General features: G+C 71.6%; 14 protein-coding genes. 10 read left to right on the forward strand and 4 right to left on the reverse strand.

Annotated elements, in window-relative coordinates; all coding sequences use genetic code 11:
• Positions 1-250 precede the first annotated feature (250 nt).
• From ASG87_RS07740 to yeiP, 9 genes are all read left to right on the forward strand, one after another.
• Positions 251-2,242, forward strand: coding sequence for an acetyl-CoA carboxylase biotin carboxylase subunit (locus ASG87_RS07740; protein WP_056003320.1), 1,992 nt, complete (start codon positions 251-253; stop codon positions 2,240-2,242).
• Positions 2,243-2,385: 143 nt separating this feature from the next.
• Positions 2,386-3,285, forward strand: coding sequence for a hydroxymethylglutaryl-CoA lyase (locus tag ASG87_RS07745; RefSeq protein WP_056003324.1), 900 nt, complete (start codon positions 2,386-2,388; stop codon positions 3,283-3,285).
• A 502-nt stretch (positions 3,286-3,787) separates the two neighbouring features.
• Positions 3,788-5,095 (forward strand): amidohydrolase family protein, encoded by a 1,308-nt coding sequence (locus ASG87_RS07750; RefSeq protein ID WP_056003327.1) that lies wholly within the window; start codon positions 3,788-3,790, stop codon positions 5,093-5,095.
• 107 nt (positions 5,096-5,202) lie between these two features.
• Positions 5,203-5,691, forward strand: coding sequence for a GNAT family N-acetyltransferase (locus ASG87_RS07755; RefSeq protein ID WP_056003331.1), 489 nt, complete (start codon positions 5,203-5,205; stop codon positions 5,689-5,691).
• A 9-nt stretch (positions 5,692-5,700) separates the two neighbouring features.
• A complete protein-coding gene (locus ASG87_RS07760; protein ID WP_056003333.1) occupies positions 5,701-6,315 on the forward strand; it encodes a YdeI/OmpD-associated family protein in 615 nt (204 codons plus the stop codon).
• Positions 6,309-6,776, forward strand: a complete 468-nt coding sequence (locus ASG87_RS07765; RefSeq protein WP_056003336.1) for a GNAT family N-acetyltransferase — start codon at positions 6,309-6,311, stop codon at positions 6,774-6,776. The genes ASG87_RS07760 and ASG87_RS07765 overlap by 7 nt, the downstream gene beginning before the upstream one ends.
• Positions 6,773-7,336, forward strand: coding sequence for a GNAT family N-acetyltransferase (locus ASG87_RS07770; protein ID WP_056003339.1), 564 nt, complete (start codon positions 6,773-6,775; stop codon positions 7,334-7,336). The genes ASG87_RS07765 and ASG87_RS07770 overlap by 4 nt, the downstream gene beginning before the upstream one ends.
• Positions 7,337-7,419: 83 nt before the next feature.
• Complete coding sequence (locus tag ASG87_RS07775) at positions 7,420-8,187, forward strand: SDR family NAD(P)-dependent oxidoreductase (protein WP_056003342.1); 768 nt, start codon at positions 7,420-7,422, stop codon at positions 8,185-8,187.
• 164 nt (positions 8,188-8,351) lie between these two features.
• Complete coding sequence (gene yeiP, locus ASG87_RS07780; RefSeq protein ID WP_056003345.1) at positions 8,352-8,915, forward strand: elongation factor P-like protein YeiP; 564 nt, start codon at positions 8,352-8,354, stop codon at positions 8,913-8,915.
• Between the two features lie 279 nt (positions 8,916-9,194).
• Here the strand turns inward: yeiP and ASG87_RS07785 are convergent, their stop codons facing one another.
• The 4 genes from ASG87_RS07785 to ASG87_RS07800 form a co-directional block, all read right to left on the reverse strand.
• Positions 9,195-10,568: a hypothetical protein gene (locus ASG87_RS07785; protein ID WP_157510948.1), complete on the reverse strand. Its 1,374-nt coding sequence runs from the start codon at positions 10,566-10,568 to the stop codon at positions 9,195-9,197.
• A gap of 31 nt (positions 10,569-10,599) precedes the next feature.
• Entirely contained in the window at positions 10,600-18,996 is an 8,397-nt protein-coding gene (locus ASG87_RS07790; protein WP_056003352.1) for an RHS repeat-associated core domain-containing protein, read from the reverse strand.
• 94 nt (positions 18,997-19,090) lie between these two features.
• Positions 19,091-19,948 (reverse strand): hypothetical protein, encoded by an 858-nt coding sequence (locus tag ASG87_RS07795; protein WP_056003355.1) that lies wholly within the window; start codon positions 19,946-19,948, stop codon positions 19,091-19,093.
• Between the two features lie 334 nt (positions 19,949-20,282).
• A complete protein-coding gene (locus tag ASG87_RS07800; RefSeq protein WP_056003358.1) occupies positions 20,283-20,714 on the reverse strand; it encodes a LuxR C-terminal-related transcriptional regulator in 432 nt (143 codons plus the stop codon).
• A 190-nt stretch (positions 20,715-20,904) separates the two neighbouring features.
• Between ASG87_RS07800 and ASG87_RS07805 the strand changes: the two genes are divergently transcribed.
• On the forward strand, positions 20,905-23,013 hold the full coding sequence (locus ASG87_RS07805; RefSeq protein WP_056003361.1) for an FUSC family protein: 2,109 nt from the start codon (positions 20,905-20,907) through the stop codon (positions 23,011-23,013).
• Positions 23,014-23,096 lie beyond the last annotated feature (83 nt).

A 23,096-nucleotide genomic window follows, 5' to 3' on the forward strand; every position in this document is an offset into this window, starting at 1 on the left:
CGACGGAAGGCTTCCCTCCCAGGCAACGAACGGTCCCCGGTATCGCCGCAGCCCGGTGGGCGCAGCAGGCCGGCAACCGCCCGGCACCGGCCGGTCCGCAACGGCTACGGCATGACCGACGCGCCCTAGCCAACGACCTGACGGCAGCATGGCGCACCGGCACGGCATGCTGCGCCGCACCGCGGCCAGGACGGCGCGACCTGCTAGATTTACGGGCTTTGCACCGCCACGCACTGCCTAGGGACACCGCATGTTCGAGCGCGTACTGATTGCCAACCGCGGCGAGATCGCCTGCCGCGTGATCCGCACCTGCCGCCGCCTCGGCATCCACACCGTCGCGGTGTACTCGGAAGCGGACAAGGACGCCCAGCACGTGCGCCTCGCCGACGAGGCCTGGCCGATCGGCGGTCCGCGCCCGGCCGACTCCTACCTGCGCGGCGACGCGATCCTCGACGCGGCGAAGCGCTCTGGCGCGCAGGCGATCCATCCCGGCTACGGCTTCCTGTCGGAGAACACCGCCTTCGCCCGCGCCTGCGCCGAGGCCGGCATCGCCTTCATCGGGCCGCGGCCGGAAAGCATCGACGCGATGGGCTCCAAGGCACAGGCCAAGGCGCTGATGGAAAAGCACGACGTGCCGCTGGTGCCCGGCTACCACGGCGAGAACCAGGAGGCTGACTTCCTCGCCGCGCAGGCCGCGAAGACCGGCTTCCCGCTGATGATCAAGGCGGCGGCCGGCGGCGGCGGCAAGGGCATGCGCATCGTGCGCGGCGCGGCGGAGTTCGCCGACGCGCTGGCCTCGGCCCAGCGCGAGGCGGCCAGTTCGTTCGGCGACACCCGGGTGATCCTGGAGCGCTACGTTGAGCATCCGCGGCACATCGAGTTCCAGGTGTTCGGCGACACCCACGGCCGCGTGATCCACCTCAACGAGCGCGAATGCTCGGCGCAGCGCCGCTACCAGAAGGTACTGGAGGAAACCCCCTCGCCGTTCCTCACGCCGGAGCGGCGCAAGGCAATGGGCGAGGCCGCGGTGGCCGCGGCCAAGGCGGTCGACTACGTCGGCGCCGGCACGGTGGAATTCATCGTGGCGCAGGACGGCGAGTTCTTCTTCATGGAGATGAACACGCGCCTGCAGGTCGAGCACCCCGTCACCGAGCTGACCCTGGGCCTGGACCTGGTCGAATGGCAACTGCGCGTAGCAGCGGGCGAGCCCTTGCCGCTCGACCAGGAGCAGGTGCGGGCGCACGGCCATGCCATCGAGGTGCGCCTGTACGCCGAAGACCCGGACCAGAACTTCCTGCCCGGCTCCGGCAAGCTGCAGACGCTGCGGCTGCCGCCGCCGTCGCCGCATGTGCGCCTCGACGGCGGCGTGGTCGAAGGCGACACGGTGACGATCTTCTACGACCCGATGATCGCCAAGCTGATCGTGTACGACGCTACCCGCGCGCAGGCGTTGCAGCGCCTGCGCGAGGCGCTGGCCGCCTGCGAGATCGCCGGGCCGAAGTCGAACGTCGGCTTCCTCGAGCGGCTGGCGCGCCACCCGGCGGTGGTCGAGGGGCGCATCGACACCGGCTACCTCGACCGCCACCTGGACGAATTCCTGGCCGGCGCGGCCGCGCCCGCCGACCGCCTGCTGTTCGCCGCCGCCACCGCTGCCCTGCTGCACGACGAGCGCGGCACGGACGCCGCCGCCAGCGACCCGTACTCGCCCTGGGCGAAGGCGGACGCCTGGCGCATCGGCCATGCCGGCAAGCGCATCGTCGCGCTGGCATGGCGCGAGCAGCGCCACGAGATCGAGGCGCACGGCCACGACGGCGACTACCGGCTGCGCCACGGCGACGCGGCCTGCGACGTGCGCGGCGCCCGCCACGACGGCGAGGTCCTGAGCGCGCGCTTCGACGGCGAGGCGCTGCGCGTTCCGCTGCGCGCCGACGCGCTGCGCGTGCTGCTGCACGACGCCGACGGCCAGCGCTACAACCTGGCCCGCGCCGCCGCCTTCGCCTGGGAATCGAAGGACGCCGCCGGCGGCAACCAGGTCATCGCGCCGATGCCCGGCCGCATCGTGCTGGTGAAGGCCAGGCCCGGCGACACGGTCGAGCAGGGCCAGGAACTGCTGGTGATGGAAGCGATGAAGATGGAGCTGGCCTTGAAGGCGCCCCGCGCCGGCACCATCGACAGCGTGAGCGCCACGCAAGGCGAATTCGTCGAGGCGGACGCGGTGCTGGTGCGCTTCGCCGACGCCTGACGCTCGAAGTCCCTCTCCCCACGGGAGAGGGGTTGGGGTGAGGGTCCGGCCAGCGCCAGTAGCATCCGGCTTCGCCCGCTCCCTCATCCGCCCTGCGGGCACCTTTTCCCGCAGGGAGAAGGAAACACCATCCGGAGCCGCCCATGACCGCATCCAACCATGTCCGCATCGTCGAAGTCGGCGCCCGCGACGGCCTGCAGAACGAGAAGACCCTGCTGCCGGCCGAGGTGAAGATCGCGCTGATCGACCGGCTTTCCTCCACCGGCCTGAAGACCATCGAGGCGACCAGCTTCGTCAGCCCGAAGTGGGTGCCGCAACTGGCCGATGCGGCCGAGGTGTTCCGCGGCATCCGCAAGGTGCCCGGGGTGAGCTATCCCGTGCTGGTGCCGAACCTGCAGGGCTACGAGCGGGCGCGCGAGGTCGGCGCCGCCGAGATCGCCGTGTTCACCGCCGCCAGCGAGGCGTTCAACCGCAAGAACATCAACGCCTCGATCGACGAATCGATCGAGCGCTTCGTGCCGGTGCTGGAACGCGCCAGGGCCGACGGCGTGGCGGTGCGCGGCTACGTCTCCACCGTGCTCGGCTGCCCCTACCAGGGCGAGGTGCCGGTGGCCGACGTGGTGCGCGTGGCGCAGCGCCTGCACGCGCTGGGCTGTCACGAGATCTCGCTGGGCGACACCATCGGCGTCGGCACGCCCGCCAAGGCGCGCGCGATGCTGCACGCGGTGGCGCAGGAAGTGCCGATGGCGGCGCTGGCGGTGCACTTCCACGACACCTACGGCCAGGCGCTGGCGAACATCCTGGCCTGCCTGGAGGAAGGCGTGCGCGTGGTGGACAGCGCGGTCTCCGGCACCGGCGGCTGCCCGTATGCGAAGGGCGCCACCGGCAACGTCGCCAGCGAGGACGTGGCGTACATGCTGCACGGCCTCGGCATGGAGACGGGCGTCGACCTCGACCTGCTCGTTGCCGCCGGCGCCTGGCTGGCCGCGCAGTTGCACAAGGAAACCGCCAGCCGGGTGACGCGGGCGCGTACGGCGGCGTGACTTGCGTTGGCTGGCTTTGCCGGCGATGCGGCCGTGAGGCCTGCGTTGGTCGCCGCTCGCTGGCGACATGGCTGTGCGATGTGATCGTCGCGGCTTCGCTGAAGCCGCGGCTGCGGGATTTTGCGCCGGTCGCGGCTTTGCCTGGGACGCAGTGTGATTTTGCAACGGTCGCAGCGCTGCAGGGGACCTGGCAGTGCCATTTACGTCGGTCGCGGCAGTACCGGGGGACGTCGCAGTGTGATTTGCATCGTTCGCGGTGACGCCGGTGGCCTGGCTAGAATCGGCCATCTTCCACCCGTCATTCCGGCGAAGGCCGGAATCCAGTCGGGTAACTCGTGCGAAGCACGCAAAGCCTGTTTCGAGTGCTGCGCACGGAGCATTCCACTGGATTCCGGCCTTCGCCGGAATGACGGCGGGGCAGCTCCTCGATGACAGCGGAGCGATGCCTCGCGGCCGAAGAAACACGATCGAAGAAACGCAGCCTAAGCAACGGGAGCCGACCATGAAAGCATGGCATCGATACGCCTTGGCCTGCGCCGCCGCGCTGTGCGCGCTGGCCGCCCACGCCGCGACGCCCAAGGGCGACTGGCTGCTGCTCCCCGAGCGCGTCTGGACCGGCGACGGCGACGCCGCGCACGCCGGCTGGGCGGTACTGGTGCGAAACGGCGCGATCGCCGCGGTCGGTCCGCGCGCGTCGATCGAGGCGCCCGGCGGCGCGCAGCGCGTCGAGCTGCCCGGCACCACCTTGACGCCCGGCCTGATCGACCTGCATTCGCACCTGTTCCTGCACCCGTACAACGAGACGCTGTGGAACGACCAGGTGCTGACCGAGCCGCAGGACTACCGCACGCTGGAAGCCGCGAAGCACGCGCGCGACACCTTGCTGGCCGGCTTCACCACGCTGCGCGACCTGGGCACCGAGGGCGCCGGCTACGCCGACGTGTCGGTGAAGCGCGCGATCGACGAAGGGCTGATTCCCGGCCCGCGGATGTTCGTCGCCACCCGCGCCATCGTCGCCACCGCCAGCTACGGCCCCGGCCCGCGCGGCTTCCGCCCGGACATCGAACTGCCCGGCGGCGCGCAGGAGGTCAGCGGCGTCGATGCCGCGATGGCCGCGGTGCGCGAACAGGCCGCGCGCGGCGCCGACTGGATCAAGATCTACGGCGACTACCGCGTGGGCCCGGACGGCGCCACCGCGCCCACCTTCACCCCCGCCGAGCTGAAGGCGCTGGTGGAGACCGCGCACCAGATCGGCCGCCCGGTCGCCGTGCACGCGGCCACCGACGCCGGCGTGCGGATGGCGGTGGAGGCGGGCGTGGACAGCGTGGAGCACGGCTACGGCGCCAGCGAGGCGACCTTCCGGCTGATCAAGCAGCGCGGCGTCGCCTACGAGCCCACCCTCACCGCGGTCGAGGCCACCGCCGAGTACTTCCAGCACTACGTTCCCGGCCGCGATGCACCGACCGGACGCATGCGCGAGGCCGAGCGCGCGTTCCGCACCGCGCTGAAGCTGGGCGTGACGATCGGCAACGGCAGCGACGTCGGCGTGTTCGCGCACGGCGAGAACTGGCGCGAACCGGCGGCGATGGTCGCCGACGGCATGACGCCCGCGCAGGCGCTGCATGCCGCCACCGACGTAGCGGCCAGGATCCTGCGCCGGTCGGACGCCTTCGGCCGCATCGCGGTGGGGCAGCGCGCCGACCTGGCCGCCTTCGCCGGCGATCCCAGCACGCGCATCGACGACCTGCAGCAGGTGCGCTTCGTGATGAAGGAAGGCGTGGTCTACCGCCCGGCGCCGGCCTCGCCCTGAAGCGGCGCCGCCGGCGGACGAGCCGCGCGCCGCGCACGGCGCGGCCACTGGAGCCGCGCCATCGACATGGCCTAAGCTGGCCGCCGCATCGCGCCTCCTTCCTCCGTATGTCCACGCCCTTCCATATCCGCCCCATCGAAGCACGCGACGACGCCGCGGTCGCCGCGATCATCCGCCGGGTGATGCCCGAATTCGGCGCGGACGGGCCGGGCTTCGCCATCCACGATCCGGAAGTGGACGCCATGCATGCAGCCTACAGGCAGCCGCGCTGCGCCTACTTCGTGGTCGAGCGCGACGGCGCGGTGCTGGGCGGCGGCGGGGTGGCGCCGCTGGAGGGCGGCGAGGCCGACGTGTGCGAGCTGCGCAAGATGTACTTCCTGCCCGAGGCGCGCGGCATCGGCGCCGGCAGCGCGATGATGCAGCGCTGCCTCGACGCGGCCCGCGCCCACGGCTTCCGCCGCTGCTACCTGGAAACGCTGACCGGCATGGACGCGGCGCAGGCGCTGTACCGCCGCAGCGGCTTCACGCCCTTGTGCAGCGCGATGGGCGGCACCGGCCACCACGGCTGCGACCGCTACTTCATCCGCGAGCTGTAGAGGCCAGCCATGACCGGCCGCGACCCGCGCATCGACGCCTACATCGCCGACTCGGCGCAGTTCGCCCGGCCGATCCTCGAACGCCTGCGCGCCCTGGTGCACGCGGCCTGCCCCGAGGTGGAGGAAGGCCTGAAGTGGGGCATGCCGTTCTTCGGCTATCGCGGTTCGCCGATGTGCATGATGGCCGCGTTCAAGCAGCATTGCAGCTTCGGCTTCTGGCTGTACGAACAGGTCGTGGGCGCCGGCGCGGAAGACGGCGACGGGAAAGGCATGGGCCAGTTCGGCAAGCTCGCCGCCCTGGATGACCTGCCTCCGGAGGAGGAACTCGCGGCCTACCTCGGGAAGGCCATGGCCTTGAACGAGGCCGGCGTGAAAAGAAAACGCTCCGCGGCCGGGTCGAAGCCGCCGCCTTCCGTGCCCGCGGACCTCGCCGCGCTGCTGGCGCAGCGCAAGCATGCCGCCGCGCGCAAGACCTGGCAGGGTTTCAGTCCCGCCATGCAGCGCGAGTATGTGGAGTGGATCGCCGGGGCGAAGACCGACGCCACGCGGCGCAAGCGCATCGCCACCACGCTCGAATGGCTGGCCGAAGGCAAGCAACGCAACTGGAAATACCTATCGTGCTGAATCGCCCCGTACTGCAATTCGAACTCGACGATCCGGCCGCGCCGGACGTGGTCTCCTTGCTCAGGGAACTGGACGGCTACCTCAGCGGGCTCTATCCAACCGGCAACATCCAGCCGGTGACGCCGGACGCGCTGCTGCGGCCCAACGTCCGCTTCCTCACCGCCCGCGTCGACGGCACGCCGGTGGCCTGCGGCGCCTGCATCGACCAGGGCGACTACGTGGAAGTGAAGCGCATGTACGTGCTGCCCGCCTGCCGCGGCCTCGGGCTGGGCAAGCAGTTGCTCGAAGCGATGGAGGCCGAGATCCGCCGCCACGGGGGCCGCCTGGTCCGGCTCGAGACCGGCACCGCGCAGGCCGAGGCGCTGGAGCTGTACGAGCGCGCCGGCTACCGCCGCTGCCCGCCCTTCGGCGACCACCACGCCAACCCGCTCAGCATCTGCATGGAGAAGCCGCTGGCATGATCCGCATCGCGCACGCCGGCGATGCCGCCGCCGTCCACGCCATCTATGCGCCGCACGTCGCCGGCGGCGTGGTCACGTTCGAGACCGAGCCGCCCGGCGTGGACGCCATGCGCCAGCGCATCGTCGCCCGGCTGCAGCACTACCCGTGGCTGGCCTGGGAGGAACGCGGCGAAGTGCTGGCGTACGCCTACGCCGGCCGCTTCCGCGAGCGCGCCGCCTACGACTGGATCGCCGAGACCTCGATCTACGTGCGCGGGGACGCCCATCGCCGCGGCATCGCGCGCCGGCTGTACGGCGCCCTGCTCGACGCGATGCGGCTGCAGGGCATCAACCAGGCGGTGGGCGTGATCACCCTTCCCGGCGCCGCCAGCGTGGCGCTGCACGAAGCCATGGGCTTCGCCCCGGCCGGCGTATGGCGGCAGGCCGGCTACAAGCTCGGGCAATGGTGGGACGTCGGCGTGTGGCAGAAGCAGTTGCAGGCCCCCGCCCGGCAGCCGCAGCCCATCGTGGCTTTTCCGGCGATCGCCGGTTCGAAGGCGCTGCGCGGCCTGCTCGGATAGCTCCGGCCATCGCGCCGGCCGTTAGATGCCGGGCCGGGCGCTCGGCTACCATTGCGCTTTTCGCATCCGCATAAGGGCATTCCATGCAGCTCGATCAGGTCAAGGCGATCATCACCGGCGGCGCCTCCGGTCTCGGCGACGCGGTGGCGCAGCACCTCGTCGCGCACGGCGGCAAGGTGGCGCTGTTCGACGTCAACGAGGAGAAGGGCCAGGCCGCCGCCAAGGCGCTGGGCGAGGCGGCGAGCTTCTTCCGCACCGACGTCACCAGCGAGGACGGCGTCACCGCCAACGTGGCCGCCGCGCGCGACGCGATGGGCGGGCTCAACGTGGTGATGAACTGCGCCGGCATCCTCGGCGCCGGCCGCGTGCTGGGCAAGGAAGGCCCGATGCCGCTCAATACCTTCGCCACCACCGTGATGGTGAACCTGGTCGGCAGCTTCAACGTGGCCAAGGCCGGCGCGGCGCTGATGCAGGGCAACGAAGCGGGCGAGGACGGCGAGCGCGGCGTGATCGTCAACACCGCCAGCGTCGCCGCCTACGAAGGCCAGATCGGCCAGGCCGCGTACTCCGCGTCCAAGGGCGGCGTGGTCGGCATGACCCTGCCGATGGCGCGCGAGCTGTCGCGCTTCGGCATCCGCGTGGCGACCATCGCCCCGGGCATCTTCTGGACCCCGATGGTGGACAACATGCCCGAAGCCGTGCAGCAGTCGCTGTCCGCCTCGATCCCGTTCCCCTCGCGCCTGGGCAAGCCGGAGGAATTCGCGCAGACCGTCGCCTTCATCCTCGGCAACCGCTACATCAATGGCGAGACGATCCGCCTGGATGGCGCGGTGCGGCTGCAACCCAAGTAACCCCATCCACCGTCATTCCGGCGAAAGCCGGAATCCAGTGAAATACCTTGTGCGAAGCACTCGAAAACAGGTTTTGCGTGCTTCGCACGAGTACCTGACTGGATTCCGGCTTTCGCCGGAATGACGGGACCTTCATCACTTCATCCCGCAGCGACTCCACACCCATGAAAGCTTCCGACGTCAAGAAAGGCAACGTGGTCGAACACGAGGGCACCGTCTACCAGGTGCGCGACATCGAGCGCAGCTCGCCCACCGCGCGCGGGGGCAACGTGACCTTCCGCTTCACCATGTATTCGATCCCGGGCGGGCGCAAGTTCGACCTCAGCCTGCGCGCGGACGACGACCTGCGCGAGATGGACCTGGTGCGCCGCGCGGCGAACTTCTCGTACATGGACGGCGAGGCGTTCGTCTTCATGGACGCCGAGGACTACACCCAGTACCTGCTTTCGCCCGAGCTGGTCGGCGACAACGCCGGCTACATCGTCGAGGAGGTCGAGGGCTACTACGTGCAGTTGATCGACGACGCCCCGGTCGGGTTGCAGGTGCCCACCAGCGTGGCGCTCACTGTGGTCGACACCGCGCCGGAGCTGAAGGGCGCCAGCGCCACCAAGCGCACCAAGCCGGCCAAGCTCAACACCGGCGTGGAAATCCAGGTGCCCGAGTACATCACCAACGACGAGAAGGTGTGGGTGAACACGGTGACCGGCGAGTTTTCCGGCCGCGCCTGACCGGGCTGCGATCGACTCAATCGCACCGACCGGGTCGAACCTGACTCGGTAGCACCCGACCCGGCCATGCCTGATCTGGCTGCTCTGATCTGGCTGCTCTGATCTGGCTGCTCTGATCTGGCTGTCCTGGTCTGGCTGTCCTGGTCTGGTTGCCTTGACTTGGTCGCGCCTGGCCCGATCGCGCCCGGCGCAATCGAACCCGCACCGTCCGATCCATCCACGGGAACCCGCTCCGCCGCCGCGCCCCCGACCGGGCGCGGCGGGAACGCCCCGCCCCGCTCAGCTCTCCCGGTAGCGCGACGGCAGCGCCGGCGCGTCCGCGGGGATGCCCACCAGCTCGGTGTGCAGCCAGCCTTGCGGCGAGCCGTTGGCATTCGCGTACGCGCCCACGTACGGCATCATGAGGGTGGTCTGGTATAGCTGCGGCGTCCATCCCGGCGGCGCTAGGAAGATCGTGGTGGCGCGCTTCTCGCTGTAGGGGCAGGAGCCGAAGGTGGAGATGTTCCACAGCGTCTTCTTGTAGGTGTCGTAGTCGGCGCCGTGCCGGCTGGTGCCCGCCTGCCAGCCTTCGAGCTGGATGAAGGTGTTGTAGGTGCCCTTGGCCGCGAACGCGTCGTTGACCGTGCGCCCCGCCAGGAAGGCCAGGATCAGCCCGCAGCCGGCCGGCGCGAAGTCGTCGCCCACGCTCAGGTAGTAGGTGCCGGTGACGTTGGTAACGGTGGCGTAGTGCGAGTTGCCGATGTCGTGGCTGGTCGGCAGCCCCGCGCCGGTGAAGAAGGTGTCGAAGGCCGCCGTGGCGACGCCCGTCGGCATGTCCTTGTCCGCGCTCACCGCGACGAAGTGCGCCCCGGCGGCGAGCAGCGCGAGGAAGGCCTGCACGGTGGCCGCGTTCCACTGGCCGTCCGCCATGAACGGGTAGGCGCGGTAGCCGGCGAGGTCGAACACCGACGGGCTGGTGCCCTCCCGCCAGGCGATCTGCGGCACCCACATCGCCAGCGGGCCGGCCGCGCTCGCGGTGGCGACGTAGCGCGCCAGCACGTCGAGCAGCGCGGCATCCTGCGGCGGGCAGGCGCCGCCCTGCCCCAGCCAGTGGCCCGCCCACAGCGCGGTGAAGCCGGCCATCTGCCCGCCGGTGAAGTCGGCCGGCAGCACGTAGCCGTCCGGCGCCGGGTGGCCGTAGGCGGTGGTGACCACGCGCGCATCGCGCATGCCCTGGCCAAACATGCTGTTGACGAAATCCTGGCAGTTGTTCCGCGGCGGCTGCGCGAGCAGGCCCAGCGGCACCGCCCAGCCGTAGTTCGCCATCACCCCGCGGTACAGGTTGATCTGCGCCACCGAGTCGTGCCCCGGGAAGGTCTGCGCGTTGGCCCCGGAGAGGAAGCCGGTGGTGGCGCTCACGCTCACCGTGGTTGCGCCGGCGCCGGAGGGATGCACGTAGTCCACCGCGAAGTCGATGCCGCCGCCGCGCAGGTTGAAACTGCCGCGGCAGCCGCCGGACGGATTCACCGCCGTGACGGTCGTCGCCTGTCCCGGGGCGACCTGCACCGGCACGGCGGAAGGCGCCGGTCCCTCGCTGGCGCGTGCGTTGCCGAAGCCGAGGTCGATTCCGGCGACCCAGTTCGACAGTGTGATGGTCATCGATCGCGAAGACATGGCATGGCTCCTGTGTGCGGTTGTCGCGGCGTCACTGGCGGGTGCCGTCGTAGACGCCCCAGATCGCGTAGCTGGAGACCAGGAAGAAGCCGCCGGTCATGTAGATGCCGACGGCGTCCTGCGAGGTCGCCACGTTCTTGGCCTTGTCGATGGCCGTGTTGATGAAGCTCGACGTGCGCACGACCAGCTTCTCGCCGGCGCCGACGGCGGTCTTGGACGGGTCCACCGCCTTGATCCCGCTGAACGCGCCCGACAGCGCGCCGGAGCCGAAGCCCTTGGCCGAGCTGAGCAGCAGCTCGCCGACGGTGACCTTCTGCCCGGTCACCGCGTCGGTGAGCAGGGTGGCCACGTCCTTGCCGACCATGCCGGCCACCGCCTTGGTGGCCGAGCGGAACGCGATCGCGCCCAGGGTGCTCATGCCCTTGCTCAGCCCGACCGTGGCCGGCATGCCGGCCAGGCCGCCGATGCCGCCGCTGGCGAAGCCGCTCAGCGCGCCCACGCCCATCGCCTCGAAGAAGCCCTTGGCGGTGAAGTCGCGGCCATGCTGGATGTCGTACTGCAGCCCGCTGGTGCCGGCGCTGGTGATCGCGCTGCTCACCGCCGACTGCAGCACCGAGACCGCGTTCTGGCCGACCACCTGCGCGGTGGTCAGCGGCGCGGCGCCCTCCACCGCCGCGCCCGCGCCGGCGGATACCTCGCCCGCCGCCGCGGCGCCGCCCTCGGCCACCGCGGCTTCCGCGCCCAGCTCCAGGCCGGCCTCGGCGGCACCGACGCCGACGCCCTCGGCGACGCCTTCGCCGGTCACCAGCGCGCCGGCCAGCGCGGCCTCGCCGGCGGCCGCCTCGGGCGCGGCCGCGCCGAAGGTGACCAGGCTCAGCGCCACGCCGGCCACGGCCAGCAGCACCATCGCCGCGCCGATGCCCACCTGCGCCCACACCGACAGGTTGCCGCTGGGGTCCATCAGGTTCAGCGGGTTGTTGCTGGCGAACACGTAGGGGCTGGCGTACTGCCGCGCGGGGTCCGGCGCGGTGAAGCGCATCAGCGCCGGGTCGTACAGGCGCGCGCCGAAGTCGTACAGGCCGGTGACCGCGTCCCACTCCTTGCCCGCGTAGCGCAGCGGCCACTCCGCCGCGCCGGCGCCCTGCGCCGACAGCAGCCCGCCGAACGGCAGGTAGTCGTAGGCCGCCTCCAGCGTGCCGTCCGCCCCGGTCACGGCCCATACCGTGTGCTGGTGGTCGGTGACCGGATAGTGCAGGCTGCCGTCGTGCACCGCGACCAGCCCGGTGGCACCCCACACCAGCACGCGCGGCCGGCCGTCCTGCCACACCACCAGCGGCGCGTGGCCGGCGCCCTGGAAGCTCAACTGCAACGCACTGCCCTGCTGGCGCAGCACGCGCTGGTTGTTGAGCCCTCGCGCGTAGCGCACCGTCTCGCTGCCGGTGTCCACCAGCGACACCATGCCCAGCGCCTCGTCGTAGCCCATGGTCAGGCCGCGCCAGCGGTCGGGCCGGCCGTCGGCACGGTAGTGGAAGTCCACCGGCGTGCCGTCCGCCAGCGTGGCCCGCTCGAGCTGGTCGGTGCCGGCGCGGCAGCTCGCCGTGAGGTCCGCACCGTCCTGGGTGGCGCGCCAGATGTTGCCGTTGGCGTCGTACTGCGTCACCGCCTGGTTGCCCGGCTGGCCGTCCGCGACCACCGCGGCGCTCAGCCGCTGCAGGCCGTCGTAGCTGTAGGTGACGTCGCGGCGCCAGCCCGCCGCGGCGAAGGCCAGCTCGGTATTGCGCGTCTGCACCTGCAGGTCGGGCGTATAGGTGTAGGTCTGGTCGAAGACCGCGGTGCCGGCCACTTCGGCGCGATGGCTCGCCACCGCGCCGGGCGAGTCGTAGGCCCAGGTCTCGGCCAGCGCGCCGCGGGTGGACGATTGCAGTTGCCCGTCCGCGTTCCACGCATAGGTGGCGATCGACGCCGGGTCCTCCGGAGTGCCGATCGCACGCAGTTGCCCCTGGTCGTCGTAGTCGTAGACCACGCTGGCCAGCGGACTGCCTTCGGGCAGGTCGACCCGCACGATCTCGTTGAGGTTGTTGTAGTGGTAGGTGGCGCTCGCCGACAACGTGGCGGCGCCGCTGACCTCGATGCCGGCGACGGTGACGCGGCCGAGCCCGTCGTAGCGCCAGTACTCGCGCACGGTGCAGTCGCCCAGCGCGGCATGGCCCGCCGGCGCCGGGTTGCGGGTGATCGTCTCGACCAGCCGGCCCAGCGCATCCGGGTCGCTGCCGTCGCCGTCGTAGGCGTAGCTGCGCGCGGCCACCGCGCCGTCGGCCGCGGTCGGCCAGGCGGGATCGTCCAGCTTGCCCTGCAGCAGCGCCGGATCCCAGGCACCGTCGACCACGCCCTCCTCCAGGATGCGGCCGAGCGCGTCGTAGCGGGTGTACTGGTAGTACGACGGGCCCGGGTCGAGCGGCACCCGCACGAAGCGCGGCTGGCCCTTGCCGTTGAACAGGTACTCGGTGGTGCCGCTGTCCGGGTCGGTATAGGTCGCCACCTGGCCGAGCGGGTTCTGCAAGGTGGTGCGCACGAACGCGGCATCGTCCGACTGCGGCCCCGGCAGGTAGGCGTTGGGCAGGGTCAGCAGGCCGGTGGTGCCCGCGCTGCCGGCCGCCGCCGAGTAGCTCGGGCTGGCGGTGGTCTGGCCGACCTCGCCGCCGCTGCCGTCCATCTGCCGCGCGGCCACCGCGCGCCGCGCGGTGTCGACCAGTTGGCGACCCGTGTAGCCGGCTGGCGTGGTGGTCTGCGTGGCGAAGTAGGCGCCGGCGGGCAGCGGGTCCTGCGCGTTGCTGGCGCCGTAGGCCGTGCGCATGGTCCTGCGCTGGTCCGGCGGCAGCGTGTTCACGTCGTGGATGGACAGCTCCAGGCCGGGCTTGCCGCTCTCCACCACGCGGTCCTGCGCCGACGCCTCGTAGCGCAGGCCCTGGTAGGGATAGCCCTGGTCGTTGGAGCGGGCCACCCCGTCCTCGGTCTGGCCGGCGTAGTAGTCGGCGACGTCGCCCTGCATCGCCCAGCTCGACGCCATCGCGGCGAGGAAGGCGGACACGTCGAGGAAGCCCTCGCGGTACTGCATCGCCGGCTTGCCCGCGCCCGAGCCGAAGCTGCCGGGCGCCACCTTGGTGGCCGCCACCTGGCGGTCGAGCGCGTCGTAGACCAGCGCCATCACGCGGCTGTCGCCGCCATGCCGCTGGTGCACCTGGCGCTGGCGCGCGGCGCCGTCGGTGTAGGCCGTGCCCAGCCGTGGGTCGAGGCCGTAGCCGAGCTGGTTCAGGCGCACCGGGTTGGGGCCGGTGTCGAAGGTGCAGCCCTGGGCGATGTCGGCCGCGCAGGCGCCGCTGAAGATCAACTGGCCGTCGGCGTAGAACAGCAGCGCGCCGCTGCCGAACAGCAGCAGCCACTGCCCGGCCATCCGCGGCGGCGCGGCCAGCGGCGCCTGCACGCTGCCGCCGTCGGCCGCCAGCCATTGCCAGCCGTGGCCCGGGTCCCAGGCGATCCGTTCGCCGTCGCCGAGCACCAGCGCCATCGCCCCGGCGGGTTGCGCGGACGACGGCAGCATCTCGACGAAGCAGGCCGCGCTCTTCGCGCCGGCCGTGACGTCGGCGGCCTGCCAGGCGAGCGTGTCGGCGGTGTTGCCCGGCTTGCCCAGCACGCCGCCCTCGGCCTGCCATTGCGAGGGCTGGCCCGGCACCCAGCGCTGCCGCCACTGGCCGCCGTCGATGAAGCTCTCGGCGATGCCGCCGCGCGCCATGTGCAGGGTCAGCTCGGCGTTCGGGCTGGCGTCGTCGAAGGCATCGGCGGCGTTGCCCTGGCGCGACAGGAAGCGCAGGTCCAGTTCCTGCAACTGGCCGTCGGCGCCGACGGCGCCGAACGGACGGTTGAAGCCGTCGTAGAGCACGAAGTCGCTGCCGCCCGCGGCATCCATGCTGGCGCGCAGCAGGCGCGTGTCCGGGTTCCAGCTCTGCACCGTGACGTCGGTGCCGAACGGCACCAGCAGCACGCCGTCCAGCAGCACGTCGCCGCTGCCCCCGTTGGACGCGGCCAGCGTCACCTCGGCCGTGCCCGCGGGCAGGTCGAGCGCGCAGGTCGCGTAGCGCCACTGCCCGGCCGTGTCGGCGAACGGCAGCGTCGCCGAGGCCGCGCCCGCGTCGATGCGGATGCCGCCGCCCTGCGCGGCGTAGCCGCTGTCGGTGCGGTAGCGCGCGCCGAGCAGGTAGCGCGTGCGCTGCGCGTCCGGCCGCACCGAGGTACCCAGCGTGGCGCCCGCGGGCAGGCGCAGGCTCTGCATGCCCAGCCAAGCGTCGTCGGTGCAGGCCGAGGTGCCCGACTGGCTCCAGCCGGCCATGCTCTCGTAGGCCTGGAAGCCGTTCCAGGCGCATTCGGCCGGGCTGGCGCCCTTGAAGGTGGCGACCGGGAAGCCCGCCGCCTGGGCGAACAGCGTGGTGCAGGGCACCCCCGCGCCGTCCACCTGCTCCAGCACCGCGCCGGTGGCGTCGCGCTGGCGGATCGCGGTATTGCACTGCCAGCCCGGCGGCGCTTCGCCGGGCCGGTAGCTGCCGAACGGGAACGTGCTGTCGCCGCCGGTCCAGGCCAGGTCGGCCTGCTCGGCCAGCGCGAGCACGTCCTGGCCCCACGCGGTGGGCCAGCCGGCCAGCGCCGTCGCCGCCGCGCTGACGGTGGTGCCGGAGCTTTGCGAGGTCTGCGCCACCGCGCTGCAGACGTCGTTGATCACGCGGCTCGGCTCGTACACCTCGCAGGCGTAGGTAGACGTCTGGACGTCCGTTTCCTCCTTGCCGGCGCCGTTCATCACCACGCTGGTGACGCTCGCCGGCTGCCCGGTGTAGGTCGCCGGCAGGCCGTCGGGCGCGTAGCGGATGGTGCGCGACGCCGATACGCCGTCGCTGACCGATGCCTGCGCCGTCTGCAGCACGTAGGCGCCGTAGAGCTGGCGCGGCGGCGCGGCCGGGTCGGTCGGATCGGAGGCGCGCAGGACATAGGCCTCCCACGTGTTCTGCGTGCTGGACAGCAGCTTGCCGTCGGCGTCGCGCGTGGCGACGCTGAACAGCAGGCCGTCGAGCATGTTGTAGTAGTCGCCGCCGGTGACGATGGCGTTGCCGTTGAGGTAGCAGCTCTCCACCGAGCCGTTCGACGGCCGCGCGGGGCTGCCGCCCGGGTAGACGGTGCTGCGGAAGTACTTCACCACCTCGCCGCTGGCGTCGCAGCCGGCCTGCGCGGTGTCCTGCACGTAGGCGGTGGAGAAGCTCTCCGACAGGCCGTCGTCGATCACGATGGCGCTGACCGGCCAGTCGCTGATCGGCCCCTGCACCGCCTGGCCGGCATAGCGGTGGAGGTAGACCGTGGTCGCCGAGTCGAGGCTGTTGGCGGTGTCGGGATAGGTGTAGAAGGCCGACGGGCCGCCGGGATAGGTACCCTGCCCCGGCACGTCGTGCTCCTGCGCGGTCCACATCTGCTGGCCGGTCAGCAACTGCGCCGCGCCGTCGACGCCGCCGTTGCGCAGCACCAGCGCCGCCGCCGCGGTGGCGCGGCCGCTGCCGCCCTGCTGCTTGTCGTACGCCGCACAGGCCAGGAACGCCGGCCCCTCGTTGACCATCGAGGCGGCGTTGAGCTGGTAGCGGTCGCTGGCGCCGGCGGCCTGGTTGATCAGGGTCTGGATGTCGCCGATGCTCTGCGTCACCGCGTTCGCCCAGTTGCTCGCGGTGCCGCGGAAGAACAACCGGGTGCCGACGGTGAGGTAGTCCGGGTTGCCGCCGCTGGCCCAGTTCGCCGTGGCCTGGTTGCTTGGCGGCACCGTCAACCCCTTGATCGGCGTGGCGCCGTCGGGCCACGCGCGGCCGTCGCCGTTGGCGTCGTAGCCGACCAGTTGCGCGCTGGGCGCGCCGCTGCCGACCAGCACCAGGGTGCCGAAGTCCGGCCCGTAGGCGTAGCGCTGCTCGCTGGTCTGCACGCCGGCCTTGGGCCGCAACTGGCTGTTCTGCAGCCATTGCGCGCCGTCGAAGCGCAGCATGTTGCCTGCCACCGCGACCAGGCTGTTGTCGATCGCCGCGGGCGCCCAGGTGGTGGGATAGGCCGGATCGAAGGCGTCGGTGAAGCGGAACTTCGCCGGCGCGGCGAACTGGTAGGCGCTGTTCCATTGCAGCGGGTAGACGTCGTAGGTCTGCTGCCCCATCGAGGGGCCGCCGGCGATGAAGTGCGAGACCGCCAACAGCGCGCGGTCCGCGGCCAGCCTCAGCGCGTCGAAGCTGCCCAGCTTGAAGCCGAGCGAGACGGTGCCGCCCTGCTGCCACTCGCCCGAAGGCGGCAGGTAGCGCAGCGCCACCTGCGAGCCCATGTCCACGCTGGCGAAGTATTCCGCGCCGCAGGCGAACCACGTGTAGCTGGCGGTGTCCTGCCGCTGGCGGCTCCAGCGCTGCTCCGGCCAGTACCAGGTGAACAGGTCGTAGCGGCCGCGGTTCTGCGAGGTGTTCATCTGGCTGGCCAGCACGAAGCTGCGCCCGGCCAGCATCTGCACCTTGCCGTCGCTCTTGGCCCACTGCCAGGTCGGGCTGTTGCAGCCGCCGTTGCCGCCGCCGACGTCCGCCGCCACCCACTGGCCCGGCCGCGCCGGATCCTTGCGGAACAGGTGCATGTTGGCGTTGGCGCCGGTCTCGTACAGCACCGCCACGAAGTCCTCGGCAGCCAGCACCTCGACCGTGGACAGGCTGGTGCCGCCCTGCCCGTCGAGCAGCAGCGGGCTGGACGCCGCCGGCTGCCACTCCAGCCACTGGCCGTTCCAGGTCAGCACCTGCATCGAGAGCTGCTGCGTGCCGGTGTTGTTCCACAGCACCACCGCGTAGTCGGGGCCGAACCACACCCGCGGCATGGACTGCTGCGGCAGCGGCGCGGGCGCGCCCAGCGCCAGCGTGCGCTCGCAGTTGTCCAGCGCCACCGCGGCATAGGCGTAGCTGGCGCTGCCGCCGGTCGGCCAGGTGATCTTGCGGATCGCGCCGAGGTTGTTGCCCTGGCTGGCGTCGAGCGCGTAGTCGAAGCGGTAGCCGGGCAGGCTCCCGCCGTCCGGGCCGGTCAGGGTGAAGGCGGTGAGCAGGCGCTTGCAGGTGTCGCCGGAGGTGCCGGCCAGGTTGACCACCGCCTCGGCGCCGGGCGCGTCCGGGCTGGGGTCGTAGGTGAAGTCGGTGCCGAACAGCGGCGTGCCGTCGGCGCCGGCGACCGCGATGGCATCCAGGTACAGCGTCTCGTAGCGGTCCTGGAAGCCGTTGGGCAGGTTGTCCGGCCGCGCCTTGTGCGGGTCGGCGTATTCGCGCGGGCTTTCCGGGGTGGCGTCGCTCCACAGCTTGGGCTGGTAGACGAAGCTCGCCGTGCGGCCGAACACGTCGGTGACGCTGGTGAGGTAGCACGCCTTGGTGTACGGCAGGCCGCCCTGGCCCACCTGCTGCTCGACGTATTCCAGCAGCCCGTCGGCGCCGCGCGGGAAGGCGTTGTAGCCGTAGGCGATCGATTCGCCGAAGCGGCTGTAGGCGCGCTCCAGGTACCAGGCGCGCGCGTACTGCTGCTGCCCCGCGGTGACCGCGCTGCTGCCGTGCCACAGCGGCAGGCCGCCGGCGTCGGTCCAGCGCACGCCCCAGGCGACGCTGTTGCCCGCGCTGGTGCGGTAGCCCTGCTCCGTCGCGCCCAGGCCGCCGCCGAAGGAGAGCCGCTGGCCCGATTCGTTGGTCACCGACCAGCGCTCGTAGCGGGCGTAGTGGACGACCTTCCAGAACTTGTAGTTGACCAACTGGTATGAGTCGCCGCCGTCGCTCGCCCGCAGCACGCCGTCCGCCAGGGCCAGCGCGAACTCCTGCTCCTGCGCGTCGTCGCGCAGCCGCCAGGGCGAGCCGCCGCCCTCGACCACCGTGTCCGCCGACAGCGGCAGCCCGCGCCGCACGAACTCGGCGCGCACCGCGCCGGGCACCGGCTGGCCGTCGGCGAGCCCGCGAGCCAGCGCAGGGTCCATGTCGAACAGCGTCGCGCTGGCCGGCTCGCGCACCAGTTGGCTGGAGACGCCCGCGAGCTGGATGGCGTAGACGCTCGCGCCCGCGGTCGGCGAACCGCCGTCGTCCAGCGTGATGGACGAGAGCGGCAGTTGCCAGCCCATGCCCAGCACGCCGGTGGGCTGGTCGCGGTTCCAGGTGAAGGCGGTGCGGTGGACGTTGCTCTGGTACTGGATGGAAACGTCTACCTGCAGGCCGTCGCCGGCCACCCGGCCCGGCATCGAGAACAGGTTCTGCGTGTAGTTCACGTCGCCGCGGAACAGGTTGACGCTGCTCTTGAGCACGCCCACCGTGCTCGCGTCCATCTGGAAGGTGCGGATGCTGGGGATCGATGCGTCGGACATGGGGAAGTCTCCTTGGCTGGGGCCGGCCGCGCCCGTCCCGGCGCACCGCGGGGGTGCGCCGGAGGCGGTCCTTGCGCTGTACCTTCAGGGCGGCTCAGTAGCCGATCACGAAGCCGTTGACGTTGCTGACGCTGTCGTCCTGCGTGTTGCCGCTGCCGTCGACCAGCGTGGCCTTGCCGGTCACGGTGACGCTGTTGCCGCTCACCGACTGCACCACGAGGTTCGCGGCGATGGTCTTCACGTGGTGGTCGGAGTTGTTGCGGTACTGCACGCGGAAGCCGCTCAGCAGCGCGATGTAGTGGCTCGGGCCGGTCGGGAAGGTCAGCACCTGCCCGCTGCCCTGCAGCGAGTCGGTCGGCACCACGTACATGCCCAGCGTGTCGTCGCAACTGGCCAGCAGGCCGCCGTCCACCGTGGCGATGCTGGCGCTGTGGCCGCTGTCGTCGTACATCTGGGCCTGGCCGGTGATGCTGGCCGAGTTGCCGCTGAGCTGGGTGCCCACCGCGGCCGCGGCGGTCTCCATGTGGTGGTCGCTGGAGCCGAACGAGAGGTTGTAGCCGGCCAGCGCCGACTGCAGCACGCGCGGGCTGGTGCACGGCACCACGATGCCGCCGCTGGTGCCGCCGTTGGGGATGCTGCCGGCGTTGCCGAACTTGATCGTGTTGGGGTCCACGCCGACGTAGGCCACCGCCACCACGCTGACCGACGAGGCGCCCGGGTCGAGGTTGTTCCCGCTGGAATCGACCAGGGTCGCGTGCGGGGTGATCGAGAGCGTGTTGCCCTGCTGGTTCACGCTGAGCGAGATCGAGACGGTCTGGACGTGGTGGTCCTTGTTGCCGTAGCTCAGCGAGAACGCGGAGATGCCGACCATGCGTTGCACGATGGTGTCGGCGAAGGTGAAGTTCTTGGTCGTGTTCGGCTGCACCTGAGCCGAAAGGATCTGTAGCGGCATGTCGTCCTCCTTTGCCGATGGATCGGTCGATGAAAAGGAGGCGACGGCAACGGGCCGTCCGGTCCGGCGCATGCCTTCGAGGACGGTTCGCGGTGTAGCCCCCCTGTGTCGTCCGGCACGGTCTCCAGACCGCATCCGGCGCCCACCCGAACGAACCGCGGGCGCATCCACGCCCGCCGTCCGCTCACGCTGCAACGCGTCGCGCGATGGCAGCCGGATCAGGGTGCACGTACAACGCCGCGGAGGAAATACCGCGGATGCCGTACTTCCCGGTTCGCCACGCACGGATAGGCGACGTCGCGGCCCGCCCGCCGCGATGCGCCGTTGCGGCCGCTCAGCGGATCGCGGGCGGCCGTTCCTGCCGCAGCGCCTGCACCGCCCGCGCGAGGTCGGCGACGTGGTGTGCGTCGAGCTTGCGCATCAGCCGCTCGCGGTGCTTGCGCGCGGTGGCCGGGCTGATGCCCAGTTGCCGCGCCGCCTCCTTGCAGGTCAGGCCGGCGGCCACCAGTTCGAGGATCTCGTGCTCGCGCCTGCTCAGCGTCGCCACGCCGCGGGCGTCGGCCTGCGGCAGTGGCGCGATCCGGCTCGCCTTCACCGCATGCGCGACGAGCTGCGCGGTGCCGTGGCGCCCCAGCTTTTCCTGCAGGTTGCTGCGGTGCTTGCGCACCGTGTACACCGAGATGCCCAGCCTGTCGGCAATGTCCTCACAGCGCATGCCCAGTCCTGTCAGGGCAAGCACGTCCTGTTCGCGCTTGGTCAGTTGCACTTGGAATCCTCTCCGGTCGCGTGCTCTCCAATCCGCTCCAGGGCGTCACAGGCGACGGTGCACCCTAGCGCCGACCGCGCGAAGCTTTCATGACGCAGCCGACGGTATCGGCCGCCGTCGGCACACGAAACGCGGCGCTCGCACGCGCATGCATGCAAAATCCACATTCCGACCACGACCGACGCACCGCATGTCCGGCAACGCCTACTCGCTTCGCGCCCAGGTTCTCGACAGCCTCACCCGCACCCGGCGGCCCGACGTGCCGCTGCGCGTGGTGGTGCGCAACACCGCGGCGGTGGTGCTGCCGCTGGGCATCGGCATCGCCACCGGGCACACCGCCATCGGCCTGGGCATCGGCGCCGGCGCGCTGGACACGATGTTCTCCGACCAGCCCGGCCCGTACCGGCAGCGCGTGTGGCAACTGGTGCTGGCGTCGCTGGCCGCCGGGCTGGCCTCGCTGATCGGCTTCCTGCTCGGCGACCATCTGGTACCGATGCTGTTCGCCACCGCGCTGACCGGCTTCTTCGGCGGCCTGCTGGTGGTGTTCGGCGTGGACATCGCGCGGGTCGGCATGACCAGCATGATCCTGCTGGTGGTGACCGCGGCCACGCCGATCCACTCGCTGTCCGGCGCCCTGGGCGGCGCCGCGCTGATCTTCGCCGGCGGCCTGCTGATGCTGCTGTTCTCGGTGGCGGCCTGGCCGCTGCAGCGCTACCGGCCCGAGCGCCTCGCCCTGGCGGAGGTCTACCGCGGGCTGGCCAGCCTCGCGCGCCAGCAGGCGCACGACGACGCCGACGTGCCCGCGCTCACCGAGGCGATGACCACGCTGCAGCAGACCCTGCTTGGCCGCCACCACGCGCGCGGCCGCGCGATGGAGGCCTTCGGCGTGCTGCTGGAACTGGCCGAGCGGATCCGCCTCGAACTCGTCGCGATGGCCGAGCTGCGCGCCAACGCCACCGTCCACGCGATGTTCCGCGGCGACGCCGCGCGCGTGCTCGCCGCGATCGCCGCGGCGCTGGAGGAAGGCGAGACGCCGACGCAGGCCGAGCGCGCCCTGCAGACCCTGCGCGCCAGCGAGACCGCCCTGCTCGCAGGAAACGCCGGGGCCGGCAGCCTGGACGCGCACGTCCATGCGCTGTCCGGCCAGCTCGCCGCCGCGGTGCGCAACGCCAACTGGGCCGGCAGCCGCGGCGAACTGCGCGCCGCCGCCGCCGAGACGCCGCTGCCCGCCGCCCTGCGCAGCAACTCCGCGCTTGCCACGCTGCGGGCCAGCCTGACGCCGCGCTCGGTGGCGTTCCGCCACGCCGTGCGCAGCGCGGTCTGCCTCAGCGTCGCCCTGCTGATCTCGCGGCAACTGCAATTGCCGCACGGCTACTGGATACCGATGACCGCGGCGATCGTGCTGCGCCCGGATTTCGCCGCCACCTTCAACTTCGGCCTGCTGCGCGTGGTCGGCACCGTGCTCGGCCTGGTGCTGACCACCGCCCTGCTGCACGTGACGCCGGACGAACCGTGGGCGCACCTGGCGCTGATGGCGGTGCTGTGCATGGCGTTCCGCTACCTCGCCACCGCGCACTACGGCATCGCCGTGGCCGCGCTGACCGGCACCGTGGTGATCCTGCTATCGTTCGAAGGCGTCAATTCCGGCGCCGCGGTGATGGACCGCGTGGTCAATACCGCGCTGGGCAGCGGCATGGCCCTGCTGGCCTACGTGCTGTGGCCCACCTGGGAACGCGCCCGTGCGCGCGCCGCGCTGGCCGACATGCTCGACGCCTATGCCGACTACCTGCGCGCCCTCACCCATCCGGACAAGCACGGCACCCACCGCGAAATGCGCACCGCGGCACGCACCGCGCGCAGCAACGCGCAGGCGTCGCTCGACCGCATGCGCGCCGAGCCGGCCACGCCCGCGCAGTTGCTCGACCTGGCCGGCGCCCTGTTCGCCAACGGCAACCGCCTGGCGCGTACCGCGATGACGCTGGAGGCGCTGATCGACAACCACGGGACGCTGCCCGAGCAGGCCGAGGTCGGCGGCTTCGTCGACCACGCCGCCACCGCCCTGCACGCCATCGCCGCAGCTTTGCGCGATGGCCGCCCGGTACCGCCCCTGCCCGACCTGCGCACGCTGCAGCGCAGCCTCGTCGCGCTGCTGGCGATCAGCGGCGAACGCGCCGTCGCCGAACCGCTCGGCCGCATCACCGACCGCCTGGTCGACAACGTGAACACCCTCGCCCACGCCGCCGGCCGCAACCCGGCGAAACTCGCGGACGCAGAGGCCGAGGCAGGCAGCCGTTCCTAGGCCGCCCGCACGGCGGCCGGCCTTAGAGCCTGTTCAAAATCTTTTGAGGAGGAGGGCAAGGAACGCCAAGTGGATGAATTGCA

Origin of the sequence: Frateuria sp. Soil773 (genome assembly GCF_001428405.1) — a bacterium.
Lineage (GTDB): Bacteria > Pseudomonadota > Gammaproteobacteria > Xanthomonadales > Rhodanobacteraceae > LMSL01.

Bases quoted from the DNA above. Each gene is read 5' to 3' on its own strand.
- ASG87_RS07740 (WP_056003320.1), top strand. From the start codon at position 251: ATGTTCGAGCGCGTACTGATTGCCAACCGCGGCGAGATCGCCTGCCGC.
- ASG87_RS07745 (WP_056003324.1), top strand. From the start codon at position 2,386: ATGACCGCATCCAACCATGTCCGCATCGTCGAAGTCGGCGCCCGCGAC.
- ASG87_RS07750 (WP_056003327.1), top strand. From the start codon at position 3,788: ATGAAAGCATGGCATCGATACGCCTTGGCCTGCGCCGCCGCGCTGTGC.
- ASG87_RS07755 (WP_056003331.1), top strand. From the start codon at position 5,203: ATGTCCACGCCCTTCCATATCCGCCCCATCGAAGCACGCGACGACGCC.
- ASG87_RS07760 (WP_056003333.1), top strand. From the start codon at position 5,701: ATGACCGGCCGCGACCCGCGCATCGACGCCTACATCGCCGACTCGGCG.
- ASG87_RS07770 (WP_056003339.1), top strand. From the start codon at position 6,773: ATGATCCGCATCGCGCACGCCGGCGATGCCGCCGCCGTCCACGCCATC.
- ASG87_RS07775 (WP_056003342.1), top strand. From the start codon at position 7,420: ATGCAGCTCGATCAGGTCAAGGCGATCATCACCGGCGGCGCCTCCGGT.
- yeiP (WP_056003345.1), top strand. From the start codon at position 8,352: ATGAAAGCTTCCGACGTCAAGAAAGGCAACGTGGTCGAACACGAGGGC.
- ASG87_RS07785 (WP_157510948.1), bottom strand. From the start codon at position 10,568: ATGTCTTCGCGATCGATGACCATCACACTGTCGAACTGGGTCGCCGGA.
- ASG87_RS07790 (WP_056003352.1), bottom strand. From the start codon at position 18,996: ATGTCCGACGCATCGATCCCCAGCATCCGCACCTTCCAGATGGACGCG.
- ASG87_RS07795 (WP_056003355.1), bottom strand. From the start codon at position 19,948: ATGCCGCTACAGATCCTTTCGGCTCAGGTGCAGCCGAACACGACCAAG.
- ASG87_RS07805 (WP_056003361.1), top strand. From the start codon at position 20,905: ATGTCCGGCAACGCCTACTCGCTTCGCGCCCAGGTTCTCGACAGCCTC.